General features: G+C 65.7%; 25 protein-coding genes. 7 read left to right on the top strand and 18 right to left on the bottom strand.

Features of this window, described 5'->3' with window-relative positions; translation table 11 throughout:
- Positions 1–154 precede the first annotated feature (154 nt).
- From J2S53_RS02325 to J2S53_RS02305, 5 genes are all read right to left on the bottom strand, one after another.
- A complete protein-coding gene (locus J2S53_RS02325; RefSeq protein WP_456239548.1) occupies positions 155–1,456 on the bottom strand; it encodes a pyruvate dehydrogenase complex dihydrolipoamide acetyltransferase in 1,302 nt (433 codons plus the stop codon).
- 124 nt (positions 1,457–1,580) lie between these two features.
- On the bottom strand, positions 1,581–2,573 hold the full coding sequence (locus tag J2S53_RS02320; RefSeq protein ID WP_092977481.1) for an alpha-ketoacid dehydrogenase subunit beta: 993 nt from the start codon (positions 2,571–2,573) through the stop codon (positions 1,581–1,583).
- A gap of 140 nt (positions 2,574–2,713) precedes the next feature.
- Positions 2,714–3,835: a pyruvate dehydrogenase (acetyl-transferring) E1 component subunit alpha gene (pdhA, locus tag J2S53_RS02315; RefSeq protein WP_456239547.1), complete on the bottom strand. Its 1,122-nt coding sequence runs from the start codon at positions 3,833–3,835 to the stop codon at positions 2,714–2,716.
- A gap of 147 nt (positions 3,836–3,982) precedes the next feature.
- Positions 3,983–5,443 (bottom strand): dihydrolipoyl dehydrogenase, encoded by a 1,461-nt coding sequence (gene lpdA / locus J2S53_RS02310; protein WP_456239546.1) that lies wholly within the window; start codon positions 5,441–5,443, stop codon positions 3,983–3,985.
- A 304-nt stretch (positions 5,444–5,747) separates the two neighbouring features.
- Positions 5,748–6,992, bottom strand: coding sequence for a PucR family transcriptional regulator (locus J2S53_RS02305; RefSeq protein WP_456242677.1), 1,245 nt, complete (start codon positions 6,990–6,992; stop codon positions 5,748–5,750).
- A gap of 276 nt (positions 6,993–7,268) precedes the next feature.
- Here J2S53_RS02305 and J2S53_RS02300 point away from each other — a divergent pair, with 276 nt between their 5' ends.
- The 5 genes from J2S53_RS02300 (at position 7,269) to J2S53_RS02280 (ending at position 11,422) form a co-directional block, all read left to right on the top strand.
- On the top strand, positions 7,269–7,961 hold the full coding sequence (locus J2S53_RS02300) for a GntR family transcriptional regulator (protein ID WP_456239545.1): 693 nt from the start codon (positions 7,269–7,271) through the stop codon (positions 7,959–7,961).
- Positions 7,962–8,329: 368 nt separating this feature from the next.
- Positions 8,330–9,067: a DsbA family protein gene (locus J2S53_RS02295; protein WP_456239544.1), complete on the top strand. Its 738-nt coding sequence runs from the start codon at positions 8,330–8,332 to the stop codon at positions 9,065–9,067.
- Positions 9,064–9,711 (top strand): vitamin K epoxide reductase family protein, encoded by a 648-nt coding sequence (locus tag J2S53_RS02290; protein ID WP_456239543.1) that lies wholly within the window; start codon positions 9,064–9,066, stop codon positions 9,709–9,711. The genes J2S53_RS02295 and J2S53_RS02290 overlap by 4 nt, the downstream gene beginning before the upstream one ends.
- A gap of 425 nt (positions 9,712–10,136) precedes the next feature.
- Positions 10,137–10,613, top strand: coding sequence for an ATP-binding protein (locus tag J2S53_RS02285; protein ID WP_456239542.1), 477 nt, complete (start codon positions 10,137–10,139; stop codon positions 10,611–10,613).
- Positions 10,610–11,422 carry an RNA polymerase sigma factor SigF gene (locus tag J2S53_RS02280; RefSeq protein ID WP_456239541.1) on the top strand — a complete coding sequence of 271 codons (813 nt, stop codon included), beginning with the start codon at positions 10,610–10,612 and terminating at the stop codon, positions 11,420–11,422. Before J2S53_RS02285 ends, J2S53_RS02280 begins: the two co-directional genes overlap by 4 nt.
- A gap of 261 nt (positions 11,423–11,683) precedes the next feature.
- Here the strand turns inward: J2S53_RS02280 and J2S53_RS02275 are convergent, their stop codons facing one another.
- Together J2S53_RS02275 and J2S53_RS02270 are read right to left on the bottom strand one after the other, a co-directional pair.
- A complete protein-coding gene (locus tag J2S53_RS02275; RefSeq protein WP_456239540.1) occupies positions 11,684–12,625 on the bottom strand; it encodes a M23 family metallopeptidase in 942 nt (313 codons plus the stop codon).
- Between the two features lie 225 nt (positions 12,626–12,850).
- Positions 12,851–13,123 (bottom strand): hypothetical protein, encoded by a 273-nt coding sequence (locus J2S53_RS02270; RefSeq protein ID WP_456239539.1) that lies wholly within the window; start codon positions 13,121–13,123, stop codon positions 12,851–12,853.
- A gap of 208 nt (positions 13,124–13,331) precedes the next feature.
- Here J2S53_RS02270 and J2S53_RS02265 point away from each other — a divergent pair, with 208 nt between their 5' ends.
- Positions 13,332–13,802 carry a DUF6069 family protein gene (locus tag J2S53_RS02265; RefSeq protein ID WP_175530060.1) on the top strand — a complete coding sequence of 157 codons (471 nt, stop codon included), beginning with the start codon at positions 13,332–13,334 and terminating at the stop codon, positions 13,800–13,802.
- 196 nt (positions 13,803–13,998) lie between these two features.
- Here the strand turns inward: J2S53_RS02265 and J2S53_RS02260 are convergent, their stop codons facing one another.
- Positions 13,999–15,168 (bottom strand): NAD-dependent epimerase/dehydratase family protein, encoded by a 1,170-nt coding sequence (locus J2S53_RS02260; RefSeq protein WP_130466920.1) that lies wholly within the window; start codon positions 15,166–15,168, stop codon positions 13,999–14,001.
- A gap of 323 nt (positions 15,169–15,491) precedes the next feature.
- On the opposite strand from J2S53_RS02260, the gene J2S53_RS02255 reads away from it, so the two are divergent.
- Positions 15,492–15,968 carry a GtrA family protein gene (locus J2S53_RS02255; protein WP_456239538.1) on the top strand — a complete coding sequence of 159 codons (477 nt, stop codon included), beginning with the start codon at positions 15,492–15,494 and terminating at the stop codon, positions 15,966–15,968.
- On the opposite strand, the gene J2S53_RS02250 is transcribed toward J2S53_RS02255, so the two are convergent.
- The 10 genes from J2S53_RS02250 to J2S53_RS02205 all read right to left on the bottom strand — a co-directional run bounded on the left by J2S53_RS02250 (position 15,937) and on the right by J2S53_RS02205 (position 26,515).
- The gene (locus J2S53_RS02250; protein WP_456239537.1) at positions 15,937–16,782 is read right to left on the bottom strand and encodes a glycosyltransferase family 2 protein; all 846 of its coding nucleotides are present in this window, start codon (positions 16,780–16,782) and stop codon (positions 15,937–15,939) included. The two genes, J2S53_RS02255 and J2S53_RS02250, sit on opposite strands and share 32 nt — an antisense overlap.
- 28 nt (positions 16,783–16,810) lie before the next feature.
- Complete coding sequence (locus J2S53_RS02245; protein ID WP_456239536.1) at positions 16,811–18,244, bottom strand: hypothetical protein; 1,434 nt, start codon at positions 18,242–18,244, stop codon at positions 16,811–16,813.
- Positions 18,241–19,182: an NAD-dependent epimerase/dehydratase family protein gene (locus J2S53_RS02240; RefSeq protein ID WP_456242676.1), complete on the bottom strand. Its 942-nt coding sequence runs from the start codon at positions 19,180–19,182 to the stop codon at positions 18,241–18,243. Before J2S53_RS02240 ends, J2S53_RS02245 begins: the two co-directional genes overlap by 4 nt.
- Positions 19,183–19,436: 254 nt before the next feature.
- Positions 19,437–19,889 (bottom strand): SRPBCC family protein, encoded by a 453-nt coding sequence (locus tag J2S53_RS02235; protein WP_456239535.1) that lies wholly within the window; start codon positions 19,887–19,889, stop codon positions 19,437–19,439.
- Between the two features lie 257 nt (positions 19,890–20,146).
- The gene (locus J2S53_RS02230) at positions 20,147–21,016 is read right to left on the bottom strand and encodes a phosphoenolpyruvate hydrolase family protein (RefSeq protein WP_456239534.1); all 870 of its coding nucleotides are present in this window, start codon (positions 21,014–21,016) and stop codon (positions 20,147–20,149) included.
- Positions 21,009–22,211, bottom strand: coding sequence for a Tm-1-like ATP-binding domain-containing protein (locus J2S53_RS02225; RefSeq protein ID WP_456239533.1), 1,203 nt, complete (start codon positions 22,209–22,211; stop codon positions 21,009–21,011). The genes J2S53_RS02230 and J2S53_RS02225 overlap by 8 nt, the downstream gene beginning before the upstream one ends.
- 225 nt (positions 22,212–22,436) lie before the next feature.
- Positions 22,437–22,598 carry a hypothetical protein gene (locus J2S53_RS02220; protein ID WP_165400591.1) on the bottom strand — a complete coding sequence of 54 codons (162 nt, stop codon included), beginning with the start codon at positions 22,596–22,598 and terminating at the stop codon, positions 22,437–22,439.
- A gap of 189 nt (positions 22,599–22,787) precedes the next feature.
- Complete coding sequence (locus tag J2S53_RS02215) at positions 22,788–23,966, bottom strand: acyl-CoA dehydrogenase family protein (RefSeq protein WP_092924710.1); 1,179 nt, start codon at positions 23,964–23,966, stop codon at positions 22,788–22,790.
- Positions 23,967–24,071: 105 nt separating this feature from the next.
- Positions 24,072–24,827, bottom strand: coding sequence for a 3-oxoacyl-ACP reductase FabG (gene fabG, locus J2S53_RS02210; protein ID WP_092925065.1), 756 nt, complete (start codon positions 24,825–24,827; stop codon positions 24,072–24,074).
- A gap of 23 nt (positions 24,828–24,850) precedes the next feature.
- Entirely contained in the window at positions 24,851–26,515 is a 1,665-nt protein-coding gene (locus J2S53_RS02205) for an AMP-binding protein (protein WP_456239532.1), read from the bottom strand.
- Positions 26,516–26,627 lie beyond the last annotated feature (112 nt).

Here is a 26,627-nt window from a genome sequence, read left to right as displayed (position 1 = left end):
GTGAGCCTCGCGGTGGGCGGCATTGTCCCCACGATCCTATGAGAGGCCACCCGTTCGGCGGTGTCGGCGGTTACTCGGCGCGGCCAACCTTCAGCAACACCCGTGAGCGGGTTGTCCGCCGGTCGTGACGGCGGCCGGCGGACAACCTCGGTCTCTAGGCGATGATCCGGATGGGGTCCTGCAGCAGCGAGGTGAGCTGCTGCATGAACACGGCCCCCACGGCACCGTCGACCGCACGGTGATCGGCGGACAGGGTCATGCGCATCATCTTGCGCACCACGAACTCCCCGTCGTGGACCTGCACCTCCTCGCGGGTCGCGCCCACGGCGAGGATGGCCGCCTCGGGCGGGTTGATGACCGCCGAGAACTCCTCGATACCGAACATGCCCAGGTTGGACACGCTGAAGGTACTTCCGGACATCTCGTCGGGCTTGAGCTTGCCGTCCCTGGCGCGTTCGGCCTTCTCCTTGCCTTCCGCCGCGATCTCGGAGACGCTCTTGCGGTCGGCGTCGGGGATGACAGGTACGACCAGACCCGAGTCCAGCGCCACGGCGACCCCGAGATGAACCCGGTTGTGCTGGAACAGCTTCTCGTCCCGGAACGAGACGTTGACCGAGGGATTCGCGCGCAGCGCGGTGGCACAGGCCTTGACCACCAGGTCGTTCACGCTGACCTTCGGGCCGCCGGAGGCCTGCAGCCGTTCGTTGAGGTCGGAGCGGAACGAGACCAGGTCGGTGACGTCCACGGCACTGGTCAGGTAGAAGTGCGGCGCCTGCTGTTTGCTCTCGGTCAGCCGCCGAGCAGTGACCTTGCGGATGTTGCTCAACGGGATCTCTTCGAGATCCTGGCTCTGTTGGTGGGACTCCGAGCGCTCTGTCGGCTGGGGCTCCGGGGCCGACTGCCGGGATGACTCGGTGTCGGTGGTCGCCTCGGCCGCGGCCTCGATGTCGACCCTGATGATGCGTCCGCCGGGGCCCGTACCGGTCACGGTGGACAGGTCGACACCCTTCTCCCTGGCGACGGCCCGGGCGAGCGGTGAGGCCTTCGGACGTTCGCGAGGATCGGCATCGGACTCCGTCGACGCGGCGGACCGTGGCGCGGCGGTATCGGGAGAAGCGGTCTCGGTTGAACCGGACTCCGAGCTCGCCGCCGTGGTCGCGGAACCGCCGGTGGACCCGTCCGAGCCGCCTCCGGAGGTACCGGCGGCAGCGGCGGCACCCGATCCGTCACCCATGATCCCGATGGGGACACCGATGGGCACGGTCTCGCCCTCGGCGATGAGGATCTTCTCCAGCACCCCGTCGTCGTAGGCCTCCATCTCCATGACGGCCTTGTCGGTCTCGATATCGGCCACGACGTCGCCGCGGTTGATCTGGTCGCCCACCTGTTTGCGCCAGGTGGATATAACGCCTTCCTCCATCGTGTCGGACAGGCGCGGCATGTGAATCTCGGTCATGGTCTTCCTCGGATCCTGGTGGTCCGGCTCACCTCGTGGCTCGGTCCGAACCGAACGCGGTCGCCGCCCGGCGACCCCGTCCACCGGGCCGACGCGGTGAGCCTGCGCCTTGGTGCGGAATGTGTCAGCGACGATGTCCGACGGCGTCGAGTGTCTGCCGTACCGCCGCGTTGAGCGACTCGGCCGAGGGCAGCGCCGCCCGCTCCAGCGGCTTGGCGTAGGGCAGCGGAACCTCGGCCGCGGCGACACGACGTACCGGGGCGTCGAGATAGTCGAAGGCACCGTCGGAGATGGAGGCCGCGATCTCGGCACCGATGCCGTAGGTCAACCAGTCGTCCTCCGCGATCACGGCGCAACCGGTCTTGCGGACGGACTCCACCAGAGTCTCCCGGTCCAGCGGACGCAGGCTGCGCAGGTCGATCACCTCGGCGGAGATCCCCTCCTCACCCAGCTGGTCGGCGACCTGGGTAGCCACGGTGGCCATGCGCGAGTAGCCGATGATGGTGATGTCGCTGCCGGTGCGGGTGACACCGGCTCTGCCGATCTCCGCGGGCGGCATGTCGTCGGGAACCTCGCCCTTGGTGTTGTAGAGCGCGAGGTTCTCCAGGAACAACACCGGATCGTTGTCGGCCAGCGAAGCCTTCAGCAGTGCCCTGGCGTCTGCCGGGGTGCTCGGTGCGACGACCTTCAGCCCGGGCACGAACGCGTAGTACAGCTCGATGTTCTGCGAATGCGTCGCACCCAACTGCTGCCCACCACCGCCGGGGGTGCGCAGCACCATCGGGGCGTTGGACTGGCCGCCGAACATGCCGTAGATCTTCGCGGCGTGGTTGACGATCTGGTCGAGCGCCAGCAACGAGAAGTTGATCGTCATCAGCTCCACGACCGGACGCAGCCCCAGCATCGCGGCTCCCACCGCGGCTCCGACGAAGCCCTCCTCGGCGATCGGGGTGTCGCGTACCCGCTTCTCGCCGAACTCCTCGAGCAGTCCCGCGGTGATCTTGTAGGAGCCCTCGAAGACTCCGATCTCTTCTCCGATCAGAAACACGTTCTCATCGGAGAGCATTTCCTCGCGCAGCGTGTCGTGCAGCGCTTGCCGGTAAGTGATGACGGCCAACGGTGTATCTCCTGGACATGGTCGCGCCGTGGGGCCGCACGCGCGGCCCCGGCGCCTCGTGGCGGGGTGTGATTCGACGGATCGCTCCCGCGACACTCGTCAGAGTCGAGGTCGATCGCGGGGAGCGGGAACGGTTTCCCTCAGAAGACGGGATCGGCCGGCAACCTGCGGGAGTCGTTGGCGACCGGGGTGGCGTAGGTGTAGTCGAACAGCGTTGCCGGGTCCGGGTGCGGGCTGTCGTCGGCGAAGGCGACGGCCGCGTCGACATCGGCCTGCACCGCACGCTCGATCTCGGCGGCACCGTCCTCGTCGAGCACATTCGCCGAGACGAGCTGCTCGCGGAACGCGGCGACCGGATCGGCCTCGCGCGCCGCCTCGGCGTCCTCGGAATTGCGGTACTTCGCGGGGTCGACCACCGAGTGGCCCTTCATCCGGTGGCTGACCGCCTCCAGCATCGCGGGCTCCCCGGTCTTCCTGGCGTGCTCGACCAGTCGCCCCGCGGCTTCCCGCACGGCCACTACGTCGTTGCCGTCGACCCGCTCACCGTGCATCCGGTAGGCCACCGCCCGCTTGTACAGCTCGGACTCCGCGGAGGACATCTCCACCGTGGTACCCATGCCGAGATAGTTGTTGATCACTACGAACACCACGGGCAGGTTCCACAGCGCGGCGATGTTCATCGACTCGTGGAAGGCGCCGATGTTAGTCGTGCCATCACCCATCTGGCACATCACGACCTCGTCGCCGCCCCGGTAGTCGATGGCGAGCGCGGCACCGGTGGCCAGCGGAACCTGGCCGCCGACGATGCCGTAACCGCCGAGCAGCCCGACCTCGGTGTCGAACATGTGCATGGAACCACCCAGTCCCTTGGAGGTTCCGGTGGTGCGCCCGTAGAGCTCTGCCATCACCTTGCCGGGCTCGATCCCCTTGGCGATGGCGTAGCCGTGCTCCCGGTAGTTGGTGAACAGGTAGTCGGAGCGGCGCAACGCGCTCATGAGCCCGACCACCGTGGCCTCCTCGCCCAGGTTGAGATGGCAGTAGCCACCGACCTTGGCCTGGGTGTAGCCCTGTGCCGCGCGTTCCTCGAAGCGCCGGATGAGGCTCATCTGCCGGAAGTAGTCGCGCAGGGTTTCGGGGGACTCGGCCTGCGGCGCGGTCTTCCCCTGGCTCTGCTGGCTCCTGCTGCCGCCCGAACGGGTACCGCCGCGGCGGCCCTTCGATCCGGAGCCTGCCGGCTTGCTGCGGGTAGCGGTCTCCGCCATGAGAGATCCCCTTTTTCGAGTGGGTGGTTGCGGCGTCGCTTCGGCCCGGACAACGCGGGTCGTGGCGATGACGGTCGGACGCCGATGTCCTGATCGAAGGTCCTGCCCCGACCGTCCGGGACGGACCGTTTTCGAGAACGCCGCGGTTCAGCGCCGCCGCGGCGGCGCGGTGTGCAGTGGCAACCCCAGTGCCGACATGGCGGATTCCATTCCGATCTCGCCCAGCGTCGGGTGAGCATGGATCGTGTCGGCGAGCTCGTCGAGGGTGGCTTCGAGACTGATGGCCAGCGTTCCCTCGGTGATCAGATCACTCGCTGAGGGGCCGATGACGTGCACACCGAGGATCTCGCCGTGCTTGCCGCCCGCCACGATCTTCATGAACCCTTCCTCGTCCCCGGTGGTCTTGGACCTGCCCAGGGCCGCGAACGGGAAACGGCTCGTCACCACGTCGTGGCCGCGCTCCTTGGCACCGGCTTCGGTGAGACCGACGCTGGCGATCTCCGGATGAGTGAACGTGGCGGCCGGAACGACGCCGTAGTCGATGTGGGTCTCGTACCCCGCGATGGTGTCGACGGCGACCACGCCCTGGTGGGAGGCGACGTGCGCCAGCAGTGCCTTGCCGGTGACGTCCCCGATCGCGTAGACGTGCTCGACGTTGGTGCGCAGTTTGTCGTCGACCGCCACGAATCCGCGTTCGTCGGTGGCGACGCCGGTGGCGTCGAGGCCCAGTGCGGCGGTGTTGGGTTTGCGCCCCACTCCCATGAGGACCACGTCGACGTCGAGCTGTTGCGCGTCGGAACCGTCCACGTGCACCCGCAGCTGCCCGTCGGCCTGTTCGATGGAAGAGACCGTGGATTCGGTGAGAACTCGTACACCGCTCTTCTTCATGGAACGGCCGAGCGCCTTGCCGATCTCGGCGTCCTCGATCGGAACCAGGCTGGGGGCCATCTCCACCACGGTGACCTCGCTGCCGAAGGTGGCGAACATGCTCGCCCACTCGGCGCCCACGGCACTGCCACCGACCACGGCGATGCGCTTGGGGACCTCCTGGAGCCCGAAGGCCCCGTCGGAGGTGATCACCCCTGGAAGGTCGGCTCCCGGAACGGGCAACCGCGCGGGCACCGAGCCGGTCGCGATGAGTACGTCGCGACCGGTTACGCGTTCCACGGCCTGACCCCCCGCGGGTTCGGCCGCGTAGCGCGGGCCTCCTTCGCCGAGCGGGGACTCCCCGTTGGGGTGGACGTCCACGGTGTTGGAGCCGGTGAAGCGCGCGTGTCCGTCGATAACGGTCACGCCGTTGGCCTTGAGCAGCCCGGCCACCCCGTCGGTGAGGTTCTTGACGACACCGTCCTTACGACGTGCCACCGCCGAGAAGTCCAGCGCCACGTTCTCGGCGTGCACTCCGAAATCGGCGGAATGCAGCACCGTCTCGTAGACCTCGGCGGAGCGCAGCATCGCCTTCGTCGGGATGCAGCCCCAGTTCAGGCACACACCGCCCGCTTTCTCCTTCTCCACGAGGCCGACCGACAGACCGCGCTGCGCCGCGCGGATCGCCGCGACGTAGCCACCGGGGCCGCCGCCCACCACCAGGAGGTCGAATTCCTGCACTTCGCTGTGCTCCTTTGCTCGTGCACCCACCGAGAAGCCTCGAACTGTCGTATTTCGAGTGTCGTGACCGGGACCACGGCGGCGCCATACCGCCACGCCCAGAGTTGACCCTCAGTCACTGTGCATCTCGCACATCAGCCCCACTATTCAGTGACATTCGGAACACAATTGAATACGCACAGTAAAAATCTGACCGTTATGCGAGCGAGGTCACGAACAGAAAACGAACGAAGCCGAACGAGATGTAAAAAACGCGGCGATTTGTTCGCGACATCGGTTGACGACGGCCGACTCGACTGTTCCGTCAGCGGTCGTTGCCACGCATCCGCAGCGCGGACAGCGCCAGCGAGAGGGCCACATACGAGTCACGACCGTGCAGCGGTCTGCCGATGAGCGTCGTGATTCGGTGCAACCTGTTCAACACCGTGTTGCGGTGACAGTGCAGCCGAACGGCGGCATTGGCCGTGGAGCAGTTTTCCTCCAGCCAGGCGGCCAGAGTCTCCAGCAGCATGTCCCGTTCCTTGGGCTGCAACGCGAGAATCTCCCCGAACTGGTCGTCGAGCAGCCGCCGTGCGAGATCGGGCGACTGGACGAGCAGGGCTTCCGGATAGCGTTGCTGCAGCGAGACGAGTTCGACGGCCCCGCGCTGTGACGTTCCCAGCGCCGTGAGGGCGAGTTCGTGCGCCATGCCCGTTTCCGCGAGGCCACTGACCAGCGGAGAAGCCGCGGCCCGTCCTCTGACGAGTTGTCGCAGGGCCCCCAGCGCACTCGACTCGTCGTGCTGCTCCAGCGCGATCAGCCCCACCAGGGTGTCCGCTCGGACCTGCCAGACGGAACGGATGTGCAACGCGGCGAGCGCGGCCTGCTGACCACGGAGCGCGAAACTTCCGTCGGAGATCATCTCGGCCACCACCACGACGTAGGGGCCGGAGGTCGGCAGGTCGAGTTCCTTGGCGGTTCGCTGCGCGAAGGCGGTGTCGCGTGCCCGCCCGCTGAGCAGGTCCTCCACCAGGGCGTGCCTTCGCTGATCGTCGTTGCGCAGCTGCTCCAGTTCGGTGTTGCGATAGGAGGTGGACAGCGCCGACGACAGCGCGTCGATCACGGTCCACATCGTGGTTGCCGCGCCGAGAACGGCGTCCGGATCGACCTTGTCGGTGTGGGCCTGTTCGACCAGTGCTTCCCAGAGGATCCGGCCGCCGATCCGGAAGGTCCGCAGCATCACCTCGAGCGGGACCCCCTGTTCGGCGCGTCGCCTGCCGATGGCCGAGGCCACCGAGTCGTCCTCGCTGCGGGGTACACGCCCGCTCAGCACGTGCAGCGCTCGGGCCAGGTAGTTGGCGCACCCCTCCCACAGGTCCTCACGAGGAACCGGACGGTAATCGGTCCATTCCGGGTTGTCCGTGAATATCGCGTCCATGAGCCGTTGCGCGAGCCCGGGCACGTCGTCGAGACGTTTCTCGGCCAGCGAACGCGTAATCTGCTCGGCGCGCCCTTCGGGGAGGTTGTGGGTCAGTTCCCCGTGGACGCCACCTGTGAAGGGATCAGCCACCACGCTTCCAGACGATACGCCGTGGTGGCGGCCACGAGCTGGCCCCACAAGGGAAGCGAAAGGATTTCGGCCGGAAATCGGCAGCGCACAGTTTCGTTGCCCGCTGGAGCGGCACCTGGCAGTCCGAACACCGGCGGCACGGTGCGGTCCGCGACCGTCACACGATGCGCGCAACGCCACATTCGTCGACAATTCGGTCCGCCCCTGTTCGGGCCGAGTCCCGGTGGCACGGGCGATCGCACTCGATGCCACACCCGCGCGACGATCGGGAGTTCGATGGCCGCATCCGGATCACCATCCCGCGGACGCAGACCCCAACTGCCTGAGGAGGTCGCGGTACACATCCGTGAGCAGATCATCACCGGTCAGGTGCAGGAGGGGGAATACCTGCGGCTGGACCAGCTCGCCGAGGACCTGGGGATAAGCGTGACCCCGGTCCGGGAGGCGTTGATAGCCCTCTCCGCGGAAGGATTCGTGGAACTGGAACCGCGCCAGGGGTTCGCGGTGGCACCACCGAGCAGGCAGGATCTCGACGACATCTTCGAGTTGCGCGCTCTGCTCGCGGGGGGACTCGCCGGACGCTGTGCCGGGCGGATCACCGGTGAACGAGTGCGAGAGCTGCGAGCACTGCAGCACGAGCTGTCCCGAGTTCACGAGCTCGGTGACGGCACCACGGCCACCGAGTTGCTCAACCGGTTCCACCACGAGCTCGGCGAGGCTTCCGGGGCTCGCAAGCTCGCGTGGTTCTTCGAACTCGCGAGTCGCTACGCTCCGCGGGAACAATCCCTGGCGGTCGCCGGATGGCCACAGGCGTGTGTCCGGGACCACGGTGCGGTGTTGCGGGCGCTGGAGGACGGGGACCCGACCGCCGCCGAGGAAACGATGCGGGAGCACCTGCGCACGCTCGGACGCCTGCTGATAGAACACCTCGACTCCCGGAACGCCTGGCCGGAACGGCGGGATGACTGAGCGTTCGTGACCGCACCGGCAACGGATCGCCGTCGAGTCCGGAGTTTCAAGGGTAACGAGGTATGCGCCCCGCACGGGGTCGCGATCACGTCGGAGCGGCGCAGCGCACCGACTCGTTCTCGTCACGGCGAGGAGCAAGCTGAATAAGCCACGGAGCTTAGGCCAATTCACCCGCACTTCACCACCGTCAGAGTGACAATGCAGGCATGATGGTGGCGAATACCCGCCAGTGCACGGTTTCCACGAACACAGGGGTGATATCACGCACCCCGGTGAATTCCACGATCGTGTGAGTAGGGGAAACTTAACAAACGTCCGTGCGCGAGTCCGCTCGCGCGGAAACCGACCGTCGAAGGTGTAGCAGGCCGATGCCCAAGACAACCAATCCGATGGCGAAGCGCAGCGGGGCTTCGACCAATATCATCCTGACCGCGATCGTGCTGGTCGTCGCGGTGGCAGTCATCGGTGGAGTGATGATCTTCGGAGGAGGCAATCAGACCGACGAGGCATCCTCGAACAAGGTCGACCCCTCCGTGCTGCACCCCCAGGGCAGCCACCAGGTCGTCGAAGCGGGACAGGGCGCTCCCACGCTGGTCGAGTTCGTGGACTACCAGTGCCCCGCCTGCCACAACTTCTACCAGAACGTCACCAGTGAGCTGGAGAAGGAGTACGAGGGCAAGATCAATTTCGTGGTTCGGAACAACCCGCTGGACATGCACCCACTGGCGGTGCCGGCCGCGAAGGCGGCTGAAGCGGCCGCCATGCAGGACGAGTTCCAGCCGATGTATCACAAGTTGTTCGACAACTACTCCTCCTGGGCAGCTCCCGCGAACAGCAGCAGCGGTGTCAGCAACGACGAGCAGCGCGCACAGCGGCAGTTCACGGAGTTCGCCGAGCAGATCGGTCTGGACACCGAGCAGTTCCGCGAGGACATGAACTCCGACAAGGTCCAGCAGCGTGTCGACCAGGGCCTATCCGACGGCCAGAAAGCCGGGGTGACCAGCACTCCGACATTCTTCCTCGACGGCGAGAAGATCCAGTTCTCCCAGGGAGGCGAACCGCTGCAGCAGCTGCGTGACAAGATCGACGGAGCGCTGGCCAAGTGACCGCGACCGCCGAACCGAACACACGTGACGACTCCCCCTCCCCACTCCCCTCCGACCGGGCACCGTTCGGCAGCGGCCTGGGCTGGCTCTACCTGATCGCAGGCGGCATCGGGTTCTTCGCCGCCTTCGCGCTCAGCGTCGAGGAGTATCTCAGTCTGATCAATCCGAACTACGTGACCAGCTGCAGTATCAATCCGGTTGTTTCCTGTGGCTCGGTCATGGAAAGCGATCAGGCCAAGGCGTTCGGCTTCCCCAATCCACTGATCGGGGTAGCCGCGTTCGCGATCGTGACCACAACCGGTGTCGCCATGCTGTCCGGCTTCCGCCCACCGCGCTGGTACCGGATCGGAATGCAGCTCGGCACGATCTTCGGCGTGGTCTTCGTACACTGGTTGATCTGGCAGAGCCTGTACGAGATCCAGGCGTTGTGCCCGTACTGCATGGTCGTCTGGGTGGTGACCATAGCCGTCTTCTGGTACACCACGCTGCACAACCTGGGAAGCGGTCACATCCCCGCAGGACCGGTGAAGCCAGTGGTCACAGCGGTCAGCAAGGTGCACAGCGTAGTACTGGTGCTGTGGTACCTGGTGATCGTCGGAATGATCATGCAAGCTTTCTGGAGCTACTGGAGCACGCTGGTGTAACCGGAGCACAACCGCTCCGAAGACATGTCCCCGGATCGCCCGAGGACTCGGAGGACGAGGGAACCGTCACGTGGGTAATCGCCCGATCGCCCCGCCGACGGTTCTCTCGTCCGTTCTCGGAGCGGACCTCGCCCGCTGGCCGGTGGCCTTCTAGGCCCCCGTGGCCCTCCCGCGGATCCATGGCAGCCACACACTCCGCGGTCGAACGCACTCGTCCCCGACAAGGGGGACATCCGTTTGTCCCGTTCCGTTACCGGGTATGAGGCGGCTATGAGTGTTCAGGTCCGTTCGACATCACCGCGCACCGGGAGTGCGCGGCAACCGGCTGTCCCGCCGGGGCGAGCCACCCCCCGAAGCGACGGACGGTTCCGCACCTTTGATTCGATGTGCGGTGGTCTCGCATGAGGTTGGAACGAGGAGTCCGCGTGTCAGCATCCCATCCGGACCGGAATCGGGCATCACCGGAAGAAGCCGCACAGCACGTCGAAACCGCTGAGGCGGATGACGAATCCCGGGTGGTCGAAGTCCGGGTAGCCGCCACCGCTGCGCAGTTGCCCGTCATGCGCGCCGTGGCGGGTGATCTCGCCATGCGTGCCGATTTCGACGTCGACACCATCGCGGATCTGCGGCTGGCCGTGGACGAGGCATGCTCCTCGCTGGTTCGCATCGCCGCAGAGCGGAGTCAGCTGTTGGGCAGATTCCGAACCGAGGACGACAGGCTGGAGTTCACCGCGGAGGTGACCAGCACCGATCCGTCCGGACCTCGTAAGAACACCTTCAGTTGGCGCGTACTCGGCGCGCTTACCGACACCGTGGCATCCTCGGTTCAGGAATCCGACAGCCGCGACGACGGACACGTCGTGCGGATCGAGCTGAGTAAGGGACGGATGGTCCACGAGTGACGCAGGCGGACTCCGAACACGTCTATCGAGGTCAGAGCTACGAGGAGCTGGCCCCGCTATTCGTCGAGTTCGCGGACCTGGACAACGACGACCGGCGCCGTGCGGAACTGCGGGACAAGCTGGTAACGGCGCATCTGCCCATCGCGCAGCACATCGCGCGGAGATTCAGCAACCGGGGTGAGTCCCAGGAGGACCTCATCCAGGTCGCCACACTCGGTCTGATCAACGCGGTGGACAGGTTCGACCCACAGCGGGGTGTCGATTTCCTGTCCTACGCGGTGCCGACCATCATGGGAGAAGTGCGGCGACACTTCCGCGACACCGGCTGGACGGTACGGGTACCCCGACGACTGCAGGAACGCCACCTGTCCATCTCATCGGCCATATCGACGCTGTCCCAGGAGTTGGGCAGGGCCCCCGCTCCCAGTGAGATCGCGGAACATCTCGGCATCAGTCGGGACGAGGTGCACCAGGGGCTGGAAGCGGGAAACGCCTATCGAAGCAGTTCGCTCGACGAACTGCTCAGCGACACCGACGAGATACCGCTGGGAGACGCGATCGGTTCCCCGGACGCCGAACTCGACGAGGTGGAGAACAGGGAAGCGATTCGTCCGTTGCTGCGTGAACTGGGCGAACGGGAACGGCGCATCGTGGTACTGCGCTTCTTCAAGTCCATGACACAGACCCAGATCGCCGAACAGATCGGTATCTCGCAGATGCACGTCTCCCGACTGCTGGCCCGTACGCTGAGCTGGCTGCGGGAACGGCTCGAGGTCGAGGTTCCCCCCGAACCGGTAACCGATACCTGAACAGCGGTGCCGCAGTGAAACGAGCCAGTACCCGGCATTCGGAATCACCCGACAACACGAGGAGGCGTTCCGGGACCGGAGAGCCGGGTCCCGTCACACGCGAAAGCCCCCGTGACGTCCGCACCGGTGGGGTTCACCGGGTGGAGACGCCTCCGGGGGCGTGAAAACCGCTGTTGGAGAGTTGCCGGGGATCCGGTGTCGGGGGTAACTCGGATCCCCGGCAACGACCTGGGGTAGCGGCCCGCGATCAGTGTCCCGGGGTCAGCCGAGGGCGTAGCCCAGCTGCTTCAACCACGGAATCGGGTTGACCTCCCCCGCACCGGGGCCGGTGCGAACCTCGAAGTGCAGGTGCGGGCCGGTGGACTGCCCACGGTTGCCGACTGTCGCGATCTGCTGACCGGCCTCCACGCGCTCGCCGACACTGACCTGCGAGCTGTGGATGTGCCCGTAAACGGTGACCTTGCCGTCATCGTGCTGGACCCGGACCCACAGTCCGAAGCCGCTGGCGGGGCCGGAGCTGATGACGGTGCCCGCCTGCGGCGAGTAGATGGGTGTACCGGTGTCAGCACCGATGTCGATACCGGCGTGGGTACCGCCGCGGCTGTGATAGCCGGAGGTCAGAAAGCCGCTCTGCACCAGCTTCTCGGGGGTGGCGGACTTCGCGGGCTTCTTGGGGGCCGCGGCCTTGTCCTTCGACTGCTGGTCGTTGTTGTCGGACTTGTTCCGTTCGGCGGCCTCGCGCTCGAACTCCTTCTTCTGCTCGGCCTGCTCCTTAGCGGCCTTGCGCTGTTCGGCCTCGCGTTCTGCCGCGGCCTTCTCGGCCTCGGCCTTCTCGCGCTGCTGCTGAACCTTCTCGCTCTTGTTCAGGTTCTGGCGCTCCGAACCGTCGTTCTTGGAGTCGCCGCTACGCAGCTGGACGGAGCCGGGGGACTCGGGGGTGCCGTTGACCGCGGCGCTCAGCGGGCTCTGTTCGGCCACCGGGGCGACATCACGATTCTGCGGTTCCGAACCGTCTCCGTTCGTCGCCGCGACGAAGGGGGATCCCACAGCGACGAACGCACCGGCGGCGACCACACCCGCCAACACCTTGTTTCGAACCGGGGTTCGCGAGTCACGGGAAAAAGAATTACGCAGTGATTGAGGCAGATAGGACTTGAGGGTGGAGGTCTTGCGACGGCCACTCTCGTCGTTCTTGTCGGCCATGCTCGCCTTTCCGTCTCGGGGAGGTCCGGCCACTGCCCGTCGGGGGTCGGGCTTACTCGTCGGGGGATCGAGTTCGTCGTGACCGAACCGTGACGTACCTGGTGCAACGTAGCTTTATGTATCCGTGACATCAAGCGTTCACCCTTTAGTTGCAGGGAAAAAGCACGCAATCAACGCGGTTGAACACTCTGAGTACTCGACGGTTGATTACCCTTCGATAACGGATCAACCAAACGACCACTTGGCACCACAGGCCGAGAACAACCGACCCTTCCTCTTGCCGACGGAACGAGGCGGGGAGACATCATTTCCGCCGAATCCGCTGGTAAAAACACCAACAAAGAAGACAAAAAGATCCGTCCGAAGATCGCCGATCAACGAGAAAACGATCTGAAAAAGATCGTGAAATCCCGAAACGTAGCCCGCCAGAACAATGATCGAATTCCTCGGAAGAATATCATCTTCACGGATTCGCGCGCCCGCGGTGACGTCCGACACGCCGATGCGACTCTCATCCGCGAATAGCTATCCGTGACGACGGAGCACGCCAACCCGAACACACTGCGAGGTAATCCCCTCCACGCGGGTTACGTGCTCGGCGAAGCCGTGAACCACTCTTCGGAGTGAGGTAAGGACTCCTGCGTTGCGCTCCGGAGGGCTGTGCTCAAGCCTGGTCGGGTGGTAACCGTTTCGGCGGGAGGCTGCCGTGTCCGACGATTACACCCGCCCATCCGGCGGTCGAGGCGACAACGGCCGTACTTCGGTCAACGCCAGGCAACTGTGGACCGGCGGAGCCGCCACCGCGCTGGTAGCCGCACTCATAGGGCTCGTGGCGGTGGTGGTCCTGCGGGGTGTGCTGGGAATCCCCGTACTCGGTCCTTCGCGCTACGGAACGCTGGGCGACGTCAGCACGGCCCGGCTGTGCCTGTTCGCCGCACTCGCGGCGCTGTTGGCGACGGCCCTGATACACCTGCTGCTGGTGACCACACCGCGTCCGAACCTCTTCTTCGGCTGGATAGTCGCGCTGATCACCGTGGCCGTGGCGGTACGCCCATTCACCACGGACGCCGCACTGCAGACACAGATCGCCAGCTGCGCCCTGAACGTGGTGATCGGTCTGGCGATCGGAACACTTGTGACAGGAGTGGCCGCCGGGGCCAGCAGGCCCCGGCGTTGAGCAACCGACGGCTGAACCGGAGCACGAAGGCATGCCCGGACGATTCGTGTCGAAACCGCCCGGTCCGTCCACCCCGCGGGGGATCCGGTTCAGCCGCCGAAGCCAATCACCGGGCACGACCCCGCTCGTTCGAGCGGAGAGCGCAACCGGCGGCGGAGACGGCCGCGACCGCTGTCGAGCCGTCCACCGCGGTGAATCAGTCTTCGGAGCGCATCGGGCTGGAGGCCGTCCGCCACTCGACGGTGGGACGCATCGCGGCCAGGTCCACCCGGTCCTTGAACTGCTCGGCGACGCCGAACAGCGAGTTGATCAGGGTGTTGGACAGCAGGTGCGGGTCCAACCCGAGCTCGACCAGGCCCGTGTGCACCACGTTGTAGTAGTGCTGGTCCTGCTCCACACGGGGGTTGTCGAGGTACTCCACCTCAACGGTGCCGTGGTAGTTGTTGGCGACCGTCTTGGCGATCTCCTCGACCGAGAAGCTCTCGGTCATCTGGTTGAAGACCCGGAACTCACCCTTGTCGGCGGGGCTCTCGGCGGCGAGGCGGATGCACTCCACGGTGTCCCTGATATCGATGACACCGCGTGTCTGGCTGCCGGTTCCGTAAACAGTGAGGGGATGCCCGAGCACTGCCTGGATCACGAAGCGGTTGAGCACCGTACCGAAGATGGCATCGTAGTCGAACCGGGTCGCCAACCGCGGGTCGCGCACGGTCTGCGGCGTTTCCTGCCCGTACACGACGCCCTGGTTGAGGTCGGTGGCACGCAGCCCCCAGATACGGCAGGCGAACTCGATGTTGTGGCTGTCGTGCACCTTGCTGAGGTGGTAGAAGGAGCCGGGCTTCTTCGGGTACAGCATGCGGTCGGTGCGACCCTTGTGGGTGACTTCCAGCCAGCCCTCTTCGATATCGATGTTGGGCGTGCCGTACTCACCCATGGTGCCGAGCTTGACCAGGTGAATCTCCGGATCGACTTCCTGGATCGCGAACAGCACGTTGAGGTTGCCGACAACGTTGTTCTGCTGTGTGTAGACCGCGTGTTTACGGTCGATCATCGAGTAGGGGGCGGCTCGCTGTTCGGCGAAGTGCACGATGGTGTCAGGACGGAAGTCCCGGATCATCTCGACGGTGAAGTCGGCGTCGACGAGATCACCGTAGTACATCTTGATGTCCTGCCCGGAAACCTCTCGCCAGGCATCGACACGCACCTGCAGCGGCTCCGCCGGAACCAGACTGCGTACGCCCATTTCGTGGTCGTAGGCCCTACGGGCGAAGTTGTCTGCCACGGCCACGTCGTGACCGCAGTCGGACAGATGCAGAGCGGTCGGCCAACCAAGATAGCCGTCCCCACCGAGGACGAGGATTCGCACGCCTTCTTCTCCTCTACAAAATGTCGGCATCCATCGGTGCCCGTGTGTAACGAGACCGTGGCTGCCACCTATCAGGGTCCGTTCCGCGACACCCGCACCTTGTGGGTATCCACAGAATTTAATTCATCGAACACGCTGTGCGCGACTCAAGCCCTCACCACACTATCGTGTTCGATGTGAAAGGCTAACTGCTGCGGCGCAACAGCCAACCCCACCTCCACGCACGGCATGCTCTCATCCGTCGACCGGATGGCGAAGCCACTTCCGTACAGTTCGTGGAGCTCGTTCCAGACAACCACTCTTCCACCCGGAGGGAAGCAAACGTGGCCGCTACCCCGGAGCCGCCTTCGAAGCCCGGCGGCACAGGCCGGTACTGGAGACTGCTACGTGGTTTCGCCGCGGTCTCCGCGTTGGCGACCATCAGCAGTCAGCTCGTATTCGTCGTCTCCTACTGGATCGGTTCGGCATCGACCCTGTCCACCGTGCTGGGGTGGCTCGCCGGAGCGGTCCCGAACTTCTTCCTCAATCGCCGGAACTGGGGAAGCGCCGGCAGCCATCGGCTGGGCGGTGAACTGACACGGTTCGCACTGGTCTCGGTGGCCACCTTCCTGATAGCGGCGGTCGCCACCAACTACACGGAAGACCTCGCCCACAATCTCTTCGCCGATTCCGAGGTTCGCAGAGTGGCCCTCGTGTGGGGAGCTTACCTCGGTACCTACCTCCTGATGTTCGTGGTCAAGTTCTTCCTGCTCGACCGCGTGGTCTTCGCTACTCCCCGGCGGCACGAGCAGGTTCGTTGACCTGCTCGTCCGGCGAAGAGGCCCCGGCCGCACCGGAGAGCCGCCTGGCACGGCGCTCCCGGAGCCAGGTGCCCAGCACCACTCTGCTGTAGCGATAGCCGTAGAGCACGTTGTTGCCCTTCTTGCTGACACCGGCCACCCGCTGCCGCATGGTCATGGCCTGTTCACGGACCCGGTACCCACGCGCCAGCACACCCACCAGAAGCTCGGAAGACTGGTACTGCTGTTGTTCCAGTCGAACCGAGTTGGCCACCTCGACCCGCATCGCACGGAATCCGAAAGACGTGTCGGTGATGCGCTGTCCGGTCATCACGCTGACCAGCCAGGCGAACACGTAGGTACCCAGGCGGCGCAGCAGCTGCGGATTCTCACTGCTCCCCAACCTGCGCGAGCCGGTGACGAAGTCCGCCTCGTCGTCGAGGATCGGGCGCAATAACCGGGGAAGCTCGTCGATCTCGTACTGCCCGTCGGCATCCGTGGTGACCACGTAACTCGCACCGCGTTCCGCTGCCAGCCGGTAACCGAGCCGCAGCGCTGCCCCCTGGCCACGGTTGGTGCCGGCCACACAGGTGTAGGCGCCGTGCCTCACGGCCACGTCGGCGGTGTCATCGGAGGCCCCGTCGACGACCACCAGGGTGTCCACGTCGAGATCGCAGCTGGAACCGGGAATCCCCTCCAGCACGGCTGGTATGGCGTCCCGTTCGTTGTAGGCGGCGATCAGCACCACCACCGACGCGAACCGGTGATCACCGTATCGCGCCGCGTAATCGGCCAGTGCTTCCTCATCGACCTCGTCGGGAAAGGTCGTCGGCATCTCGTGCTCCTTCGTGCCGTGATCTCGGCTACCGGTTCGTCGCGGAACCCTTCGTATCAATTCGGCGGCCGGTAATGGCCGTGATCCCCAACGCACCCGCCAGTGGCAGCAGAACGAGTGCGGGTAGCTGATAGCGCCAGGAGAACTCCATCGCCGCCGCCGTGAACAACACCGCGGTACCCAAACCGCCGGAAAGCAGGCAGACGGCCCGGAGTCCACTCCGACGGGCTCGCCCCACCCCCAGCATCGCCGCTACGGTAAGGACCAGAGCCAGCCCCAGAACGGTGCCAGGAGTGTAACCTCCCCCCAGCTGGTATGCGCGCAGGAAACCCGCCGCACGCTCGTTGACGGAGTAACTCCCCTGATCGTAATACTCCAGCCAATCCCGCGTTACCCACTCATCAGTGTAGAGCGGGTACTCGGTCTGGAACTGCCAGCGGGCCAGCGGAACGTCACCGGGGGAAAGTGTCCGCATCGGCGCGAAGCCCTTGGCGAAGTCCTCGGCTATACCTCCGAACACTTCGAAGGGCTGGCTGCGCAGCACCTTGAACGCCAGCGAGTGCTGTGCCTCGGAGTAACTGACCTCCTCGGGCAGTTCAGCGGCGTCGACCTCGTTGTGGAAGAAGTGTATGTAGTAGTCGATACCCGTGCGCTTGCGCTCGGCCACCGGAGCCTCCGGGCACACGGCTCGCTGAGCGGGCGTCAGTTCGAGTCGCTCGCAGTCGGCGACCATCGCGGTGCGCCCGAAGACGACGCTACCGGTGGAGCCGCCGAGAGCGGGGTAGCCGGTCCAGTACATGTGGTACCCCGCGTAGGTGGAGAGCATGAGCACGAAGCCTGCCACCAGCGCCAGGGCCGAACCCAGTCGCCGCTTCCAGCCGTCCCTGGGACGCAGCCCGGCAGCCAGCAGCACGAACACCGCAGCCGGCACCACAAGGGTGAGACCGACCAGGCGCACCAGCACTGAGCCGCCGAGCAACAGCCCCCCCAGCAGAGCCAGTCGGGGACCGGGAGTGCCCCACCAGGTCAGCAGGAGAACCACGAGCAGCAGCAGTACCTGGAACAACAGGTCGGACATGATCAGGTGCTCGATCTGGAGCTGGTAGGCGTCCAGCAGCACCGGAGCCACCGCGAGCGCGGCCAACCACCGCCTGCATCCGAAACGCATCAGCAACGCGTAACTGGAGAGTGCCAGCCCCAGTCCCAGCAGGTGCTGCACTATCGCCACGAGCCCCAGATCACCGACCAACAGGACCGGACCGAGCAGCAACACCTCGTAGCCGATGGGGTTGATGTTGCCCGGGAAGAAGACCCCGAGGTCCTTCAGGTACCGGAATGAGTCGATGTAGAGCAGCGCCGGCTGGTACGCGATCTCCACCACGATCCGCAGCAGCACGCCGGCGAACAGGAACAGCACCAGCAGCCAGTGCTGGCGGACTGCGCGCAACAGTCGAGTGGTCATGTCGCTACGGACACCCTGCCGTCAGCGTCGCGGAAGTCGTCCCACACCGTGCGCAACCCGTCGGTCAGCCGCACGTTGGGCGTGTATCCCAGTTCTCGCCTGGCTTTCTCGATCTCGACGATCACGGCGGGCATCTCGCCGTTCTTGGCGGGTACGTGCGTGACGGGCAGTTCCTTGCCCGTGGCGGTGCGTACCGATTCGATGAGTTCCATGACCGAGATGGAGCTGCCGGAGCCGATCACCGCGGTTCCGTTGTACTGCTTGTCCCAGGAGGCCGTGATGGCCTGGACCACGTCGTCGATGTGCACGAAGTCGCGGCTCTGCGAACCGTCGCCGTAGACCTCCACACCCTCGCCCGCCAGGGCCGCACGCATCAACCTGGGGACGAAGCTGTCCTTGTGACTCATGCCGGGGCCGTAGATGTTCGTGAACCGCAATGCGGTTGTCGCGATGCCGTAGGCACCGCTGTAGCCGGAAAGCAGCATCTCGCAGGCGGCCTTGGTCGAGCCGTAGGGGGTCAGCGGTCGCAACGGGAGCCGCTCGGAGATGGTCCCGTAACCGATGTCGCCGACCACCGCGTTGGTCGAGGCCAGGACGAAACGTCCGACACCACGCTGCCGCGCCAGTTCGAGCAATCCCTGGGTGACCTCGAGGTTCTCGGCGAAGGTCTCCGCGGGTTTGTCCACGGAACGCAACACCGAGGTGATGGCGGCCAGATGAATGATTCCGGCACTGTTCTCCGGAACAGCCGCCTCACGCACCTGCGGATCTGTCAGCTCGCCGGACACGTGTGTGACCAGGTGACGATACTGCTCGGGTATCTCGGGAGTCACTCGATCGACGATCGTCACCGGGTTGCCACGTTGCACGAACGCCCTGACCACGGCCCTTCCGACGAAACCCGACCCGCCGGTGACGACGACGCGCTCGGCTCCGATTTCGGGATCTGTTGAATCTGCTGCGGACTGCACGAAGCTGCTTGGCACGCGTACGACTCTAACCGTTGGCATATTCGACGCGCGCCAGCCCGCCCATTACACATCCCCTCGCCATTTTCGCTGCGCAACAAAATACATCCGGAGCGGCGAGCGAACTCATCGGTCCCGTTCCACACCGAACGGAGTCGCGGCAGCGCACGCGCGAGGTACGGGAAACCGATGGAACCAGGACGACGGTCGCACCGTTCCCGGTGTCACTCCGCGCAGATCCGCCCCAGGGCGGCCAGCCCGGTGGCGAACACGTCCTCACGGAAAACACGATCGAGGTCGGCCGCCCGGTGGTCGGTCTCCGGATCGGTGGTGAGGTCGTAGCACGCCGACCACTCGGCGAAGGTCACGCCGGTGTCGGTAACCGGTGCCACGCGAACCGTGGCGCGATAGTTCCGCACCGGGAACGGACCTTCGAGCATTTCGTAACCGTAGGAACGTCGAAACGAATCGAACGCGACCAGTCGCTCCCGCACGGTCGAACCATCGGCCAACCGGAGTTTCCGCACGGCTCCCACCGCGAACGGGGAGGAATCCTGTTCGATTTCGCCCGCGGTTATGGCCGGATGCCAGTCGGCGAGGGCCGCGAAATCACCGAAAACACGCCAAACACGATCCACCGGGGCTTGCACCAGGGCGCTGGAATACGACTCGGCCACGAATCAACACACTCCTTACCGCGGGCGACGAGAACCCGTAACAACTTTTGGCGGTGCGGGCCGGAAACACTGGCGGCGCGGTCACTGGTTCTGTCCGACACCCCCTCGCTGAGACATTTCCCCCGAACCATTCCGGATCTCGGTCGCCGATTCCGAGAACGAGCGGCGAACACGCCGGGGAGACGAGGAGCCGGTCACGGCGGGGCGCCCACACGTCGGCCTCGCACCACCGCGCGGCCCGGATACCACCGAATGCTTCAGCCGGAACTTCGCTGTTCCAGGAACTCGCCGGTCCGAGCGGTGACCGCCTGTTCGGTCGGTAGTCTCTCCATACTGCTGGCACCGTAGAATCCGTGACAACGGCCGGTTCGCGAGAGCACATAAGCCATGTCCGCCGGCGCGCTTATGGGGCCGCCGTGGCAGAGCACGAGAACATCGTCGCGAATCTCGGCGGCCGCCGCCGACCACTCCTCGATCGAGGCCACACATTCGTCCAGACTCAGCGCTGTTTCGGCTCCGATACTTCCGCCGGTGGTGAGCCCCATGTGACAAACGATCACGTCGGCGCCGGCGCGCGTCATCGCCCGCGCGTCGTCCGCGGAGAAAACATAGGGCGTTGTGAGCAGGTCCATTTCACGGGCGGCGCGGATCATTTCCACCTCACGGTCGAAACCCATCCCCGTTTCCTCCAGGTTCGCCCGGAACACCCCGTCGATGAGACCGACGGTGGGAAAGTTCTGCACTCCGGCGAATCCCAGATCACGCAGTTCCGCGAGAAACTTCTCCCGAATCATGAACGGGTCGGTTCCGTTCACTCCTGCCAGTACCGGGGTGTTTCGGACCACGGGCAGCACCTCGCGCGCCATTTCCAGCACGATGTCGTTGGCGTTTCCGTACGCGAGAAGTCCCGCGAGCGATCCCCTGCCCGCCATGCGGTAACGCCCCGAGTTGTACAGCACGAGGAGATCGATCCCACCGGCTTCCTCCGACTTGGCGGAGAGACCCGTTCCCGCGCCGCCACCGACTATCGGCACGCCACGCTCGACCTTGTCGTACAGCCGTCGCAGGATGCCGGCACGATCCGGCGGTCCTTCCCGGGAACTCGTGTCACGGCGCTGTTCACTCATCAGCCACCACCTCGTGGAACGCGTCCAGCAACGCCCGGACGAACTGCGAATCGTTGATGTTGTGCGGCAGTCGGACCAAACGCCGTTGTTCGTGCTGCACCACGTTACGTTCGAGTGTGTCGAACAACACTTCGTCGGCTTCCGGATCGTGGAAGGGACTGCCAACGGCGTCCAGCGCCGACACTCCGCCCTCGGGAAGCAGGAATCTCACCCGACCGGGTAAGGCGTTGAGCTTGTCGGCCAGGAACATTCCGATGGCCTCGCACTCCTCCGGAGTGGTACGCATCAGGGTGACCTGCGGATTGTGCTCGTAGAGCAGCCGGTCCCGGTATCGGTCCGGCACGGTCTCCGGTGCGCCGAAATTGACCATGTCCAGCGCGCCGCAGGAACCCACGTAGGGCAGTCCCGCTCGTGCGGGCGCGTCGAGCCGTTCCCCACCCGCACTCATCACTCCGCCGGAAACGAGGTCGCAGACTTCGGTGGTGGTGATGTCCAGCAGCGCGTACAGCAGCCCGTCGTCGGCCAGTTTCTCCATCGCGCGGCCCCCGGTTCCGGTCGCGTGGAAAACCAGCGGATCGTAAGCGGCCTCGAGTTCCTGGGCCACGGCACTGACGCACGGAGTGGTCACGCCGAACATGGAGAGGCCGACGGCGGGCCTGTCGGTCACGTCCGGTGGGCTCGCGCCCGCCGCACCGTGCAAGGCGTGCGCGGCATTGGCCAGCACACGCCGTGATATCCGGTTCAGCCCGGCGACATCGGTGACCGCGGGCATCATCGTGATGTCGCTGGCGTCGACGTAGCCGGAAACGTCGCCGGAGGCGACCGTGGAGACCACGAACTTCGGAACGCCGACGGGCAACGCGCGCATCGCGGGCGTAACCAGGGCGGTGGCTCCGGACCCGCCGGCGCCGAGGATCCCCGCGACATCGTCGCGGGTGAGCAGGAACCGCCGGAACGCCTCCGACATCGCGGTGACCGCGGAACCGCGCTCTCCGGTGAACACGGCACCACTGCCGTGCGGATGATGCTCGGCGACCGACTCGGAGGGGATCGAGACGGCCGCGGCGGAGCCGGCTCCCGAGGTGCCCAGGTCCACGGTCACCACCGACGATCCGTCAGCACGGAGCAGGCCGGCGACGTACCCGAGTTCGTCGCCCTTGGTGTCGAAGGTTCCGACTACGTAGACACTGCCCAACGAACGCTCCGTGATCGATCGATGATCATGCGTGTGGCACCCTACTGGCTCTTCGTGCCGAGGAACAGTCCGGCGTCCGAAGCGCTCGTCGACGAATGAGGTCGACGAGCGGGGAACAGAGAGGAGGGAGAACAGAACTGCCCGGCCGATGCAACGGCCGGGCAGTTCGACGTGTATCCGACGCGCTCCGGACCCCTCGGGAGACCGGTCCCGGGTGTCGACGGGTCAGTGGCTTTTGCCCCTGCCCTTGACCTTGTTCACGACCCGGTCGATCTTTTCCTTGTTCTTGGGGTCCTGGGCGTAACGCTTCGCCTGTTCGATCGCGCGCCTGCCCTGCGGACTCTTGGCGACGTCGGCTACCTTGGCTACCTTCTTGAAGATCGACATGATCGCTCCTGCCGTCTAGTCGGGGCCGTCCGACGTCCAGAGTACCCACCGGGATCACGGGGTGAGACCGCCGTCACACCGGGTGTAGCGATATGTCGCGCGGAGACCCGGGGAACCGATGTGACGGAGATCAGCCGGGCGGGACCAGTAGGGCGGGGATCACTCGGTCAGGGATCACTCGGTCAGGGATCACCCCAGTACGCCGCGTATCGAGGCATGCCCCTTGAGCAGGTTGCGCGCCACGGTACGACGCTGGATCTCGTCGGTTCCCTCGAAGATGCGCAGCAGCCGCATGTCCCGGTACCACCGCTCGATGGGGAGTTCCCTGGTGTAGCCCATGCCGCCGTGGATCTGCATCACCCGGTCCACGATCTCGTTGGCGCGAACACCACCGTGCAGCTTGGCGATGGACTGCGCGTGGCGGGAATCCATCCCCTGGTCAACCTGCCAGGCCGCCTGCAGCACCAGCCAGCGCAACGCCTCGATCTCGACGGCGGAGTCCGCGATCATCCACTGGATGGCCTGCCGATCCGCGATCGGGGACCCGAAGGTCCTGCGGGACTGCGAGTACTCCGTGGCCATTTCCACCATGCGCTCACAGCCGCCCAGGGCGCGCGCGGGCAGCATGTACCTGCCCTGTCCGATCCACTGCATGGCGAGTCCGAAGCCGTTGCCGACCTCGCCGAGCACGTTCTCCTCTGGCACCCGGACGCCGTCGAAGGTCAGCGCGGCGGGTTGCCGGTCCCACTCCCCCATGATGTCGATGGGCTCCGAGGTCCAGCCCATGTCCCGGTCGACCAGGAAACAGGTGACGCCGCCGTCGGCCCCCTTCTCCTTGTCGGTGACGGCGAAGACCATGGTGAAGTCGGCGTCGATGCCACCGGTGATGAACGTCTTCTCACCGTCGATGACCCACTCCGAGCCCTCCTTCCGGGCAGTGGTGCGAATGTTTTTCGCATCAGACCCGGCGTCCGGTTCGGTTATCGCGAAGCAGGACTTCCGGGTCCCCTCGATGGTCGGGACCAGATAGCGCTGTTTCTGCTCCTCGTTGCCGTAGTAGAGGATGTTGTCGGCGGAGCCTCCGAAACTGAACGGCACGAAGGTCCGACCGAGCTCCACCTCTACCAGGGCCGTAAGCACGGCGGACAGCCCCATGCCGCCGTACTCCTCCGGAGTCTGGACCCCCCAGAAACCCGCCTGGCGGGCCTTGTCGCGCAGCTGCTGGGTCTCCTCCTTGGTCAGACCGCGCTCGCCACGCCGTTCCCGGTCGAGAACCTGCTGCTCCAGCGGCATCAGCTCACGCTGGACGAAGTTGCGGACCCAGTCGCGGATGTCGCGTTCGGTGTCCGACAGTGCGAAATCAACCATGACAAGCCTTCCTCGGTGGCGGGGACGGCGATTTCACGGGAAATCGCCGGGAATGTGACGGGGACGGCGCACCGGGCGGACCGGTGCGCCGGGTACGGGCCGGAGTCAGCCGAGCTTGCGACCGCCGTCGACGTAGAGCGTCTGACCGGTGACGAACGAGGACTGCTCACTGGTCAGGAAGCTCACCGCGTTGGCGATGTCGGCGGGCTGACCGACACGGCGCACCGGCGTCTCGGCGGCGGCACCCTCCTGCAGCTGCTCGAAGGTCATCCCGAGCCGCTCGGCCGTCGTCGCGGTCATGTCGGAGACGATGAAACCGGGCGCGATGGCGTTGACGTTGATGCCGAACGGCCCCAGCTCGATCGCCAGGGTCTTGGTGAACCCCTGCACTCCCGCTTTCGCGGTGGAGTAGTTCGCCTGACCGCGATTGCCGAGCGCGGACACGCTGGAAAGGTTCACGATCTTCCCCCAGCGCTGGGGAACCATCTGCTGCTGGGCGGCCTTGCTGCACAGGAAAGCACCGCGCAGGTGAACCCCCATGACGGTGTCCCAGTCCTGCTCGGACATCTTGAACAGCATGTTGTCCTTGGTGACCCCGGCGTTGTTGACCAGGACACCGACGGTTCCCAACTGCTCCGAGACCCGGGTGAAGGCACGCTCCACCGAGTCCGAGTCGGTGACGTCTGCCGACACGGCCAGCGCCGACCCACCCGCGTCGGTGATACGCCGCACGGTTTCGGCGCAGGTGGACTCGTCCAGGTCCACCACCGCGACCGCGGCACCTTCGGAAGCGAGTTTCTCGGCGATACCGGCGCCGATTCCCCTTCCCGCTCCGGTTACCACGGCCACTCGTCCGTCCAGTTGTTGAGCCACGCTGTACTCCTTCAGTTCCGACTCGTCTGTTGTTCGTCCCGAATGATCCGGTCCCGCAACTCCCGTTTGAGCACCTTGTGGCTGGGCCCGAGCGGGAGTTCGTCGGTGAAGACCACTCGTCGCGGGTACTTGTGCGCCGCCAGCCGCGCCGCGGCCCACTCGACCACCCGGTCGCTAACCGACTGGTCGGTATCCCCTGCCGACAGTGTGGCATGCACCGCTACCGCACAGACCTCTTCGCCACGGGTGGTGTCCGGCAGCCCGATGACCGCCACCTGTGCCAGCTCGGGGTGCTCCAGTAGGAGCTCCTCGACCTCCCGCGGGTAGACGTTGTACCCGTTGCGAATGATCAGCTCCTTCTTACGGTCGACGATGGACAGGAATCCGTCCTCGTCCCTGACCCCGATGTCGCCGGTACGGAACCAGCCGTCGACGAGTGCCGCACGGGTCGCCTCCGGATTCCCGAGGTAACCGGCGAACACGTTGTGCCCACGTACGACGACCTCGCCGCGGGTGCCGCGGGGCAACAGCTCGATCCGGTCGGAGTCCGGCTCGGCGATCTCGACCTCGACACCCCACAGCGGATGTCCCACGGTGCCCGCCCGCGTCCCGATGGAGGGTTGGTTGACCGTCGCGCTCGGCGAGGTCTCGGAGAGGCCGTAACCCTCCAGTATCCGGGTCTCGAACCGCTCGTTGAAACGCTCCAGCACCGAAACCGGCAAGGCGGCCCCACCGGACACGCACAGCCGCAGGCTGGGCAACCGCAGGTCCGGCGGGGCGGCTTCCAACATCCGGCCGAACATCGTGGGCACCCCGTTGAACTGGGTGATTCCGTGCTCACGAATCAGCTCCAGCGCCTGTGCGGGATCGAAGCCGGGTTGCAGCACCAAGCAGGCGCCGGCACGGAACGTGGTGTTCATCGAGACCGTCTGGCCGAACACGTGGAACAACGGCAGACATCCCAGCACCAGATCACTAGAATCGGTGTCGGTGGCGTCGAAGGCGTTGACCGTCGCGTTCATGACCATGTTCAGCTGGGTCAGCACGGCGCCCTTGGGTTTGCCCGTGGTCCCGCTGGTGTAGAAGACGACCGCCTCGTCCTGCGGCGCGCGGGTCACGAAACCGGACAGCGGCTCGACCTCGGCCGCCAGCTCGGTCAACGACGGCTCGTCGTGCTCTCCCTGCCGGGATCCCCCCTGCTGGGAGCCCACCTGCCGGGAGTCGACGTCCCCCAGGGTCACCAGACTCGCGCCGGTTCGTTCGGCACAGCCCCGAGCCAGCTCCAGCTGGCTGGTGTGTCCCAGGATCATCCTCGCGTCCGAATCCGAGACCAGATGGGCGGCTTCCGAAGCGACGAGCAACACCGGAACGGGTACCACGACAGCCCCGACCACCTGCACCGCGTAGTAGGCACGGACGAAGTCCACGACGTTCGGGGCCACCAGGGCGATCCGGTCACCCGCGACGACACCGAGCTCCCGCAGTGCGGCGGCATGGCGACACACCTGCTCCCAGAGTTCGCCGTATTCGACTCGGTCCCGCCCCTCCAGCACGGCCGGGGCGTCCGGAGTGCGGCGGGCGGGTTCCGCGAGCACCGAGGCGAGTGAGAGCGAGGCGGACGAACCAGTGTCCATCGGCTGCTCCCCTGTCACGGTGCCCGGGTGATTCGTGGTCATCAGCGACCTCCTCAATACGCCAGGAGCCGCTACCGCGTGCGGCACGCAGCACTGCGGCCGACAGCTTAACTAACGACGTTAGTTTTGTGAGACCCTAAAGTCGACGACAACG

It is taken from the genome of Actinopolyspora lacussalsi (assembly GCA_030803735.1).
In the GTDB taxonomy this organism is placed as follows: Bacteria; Actinomycetota; Actinomycetes; order Mycobacteriales; family Pseudonocardiaceae; genus Actinopolyspora; species Actinopolyspora lacussalsi.
The sequence above is the reverse complement of the archived record's forward strand: the minus strand, read 5'-3'. Positions and strand labels throughout refer to the sequence as shown.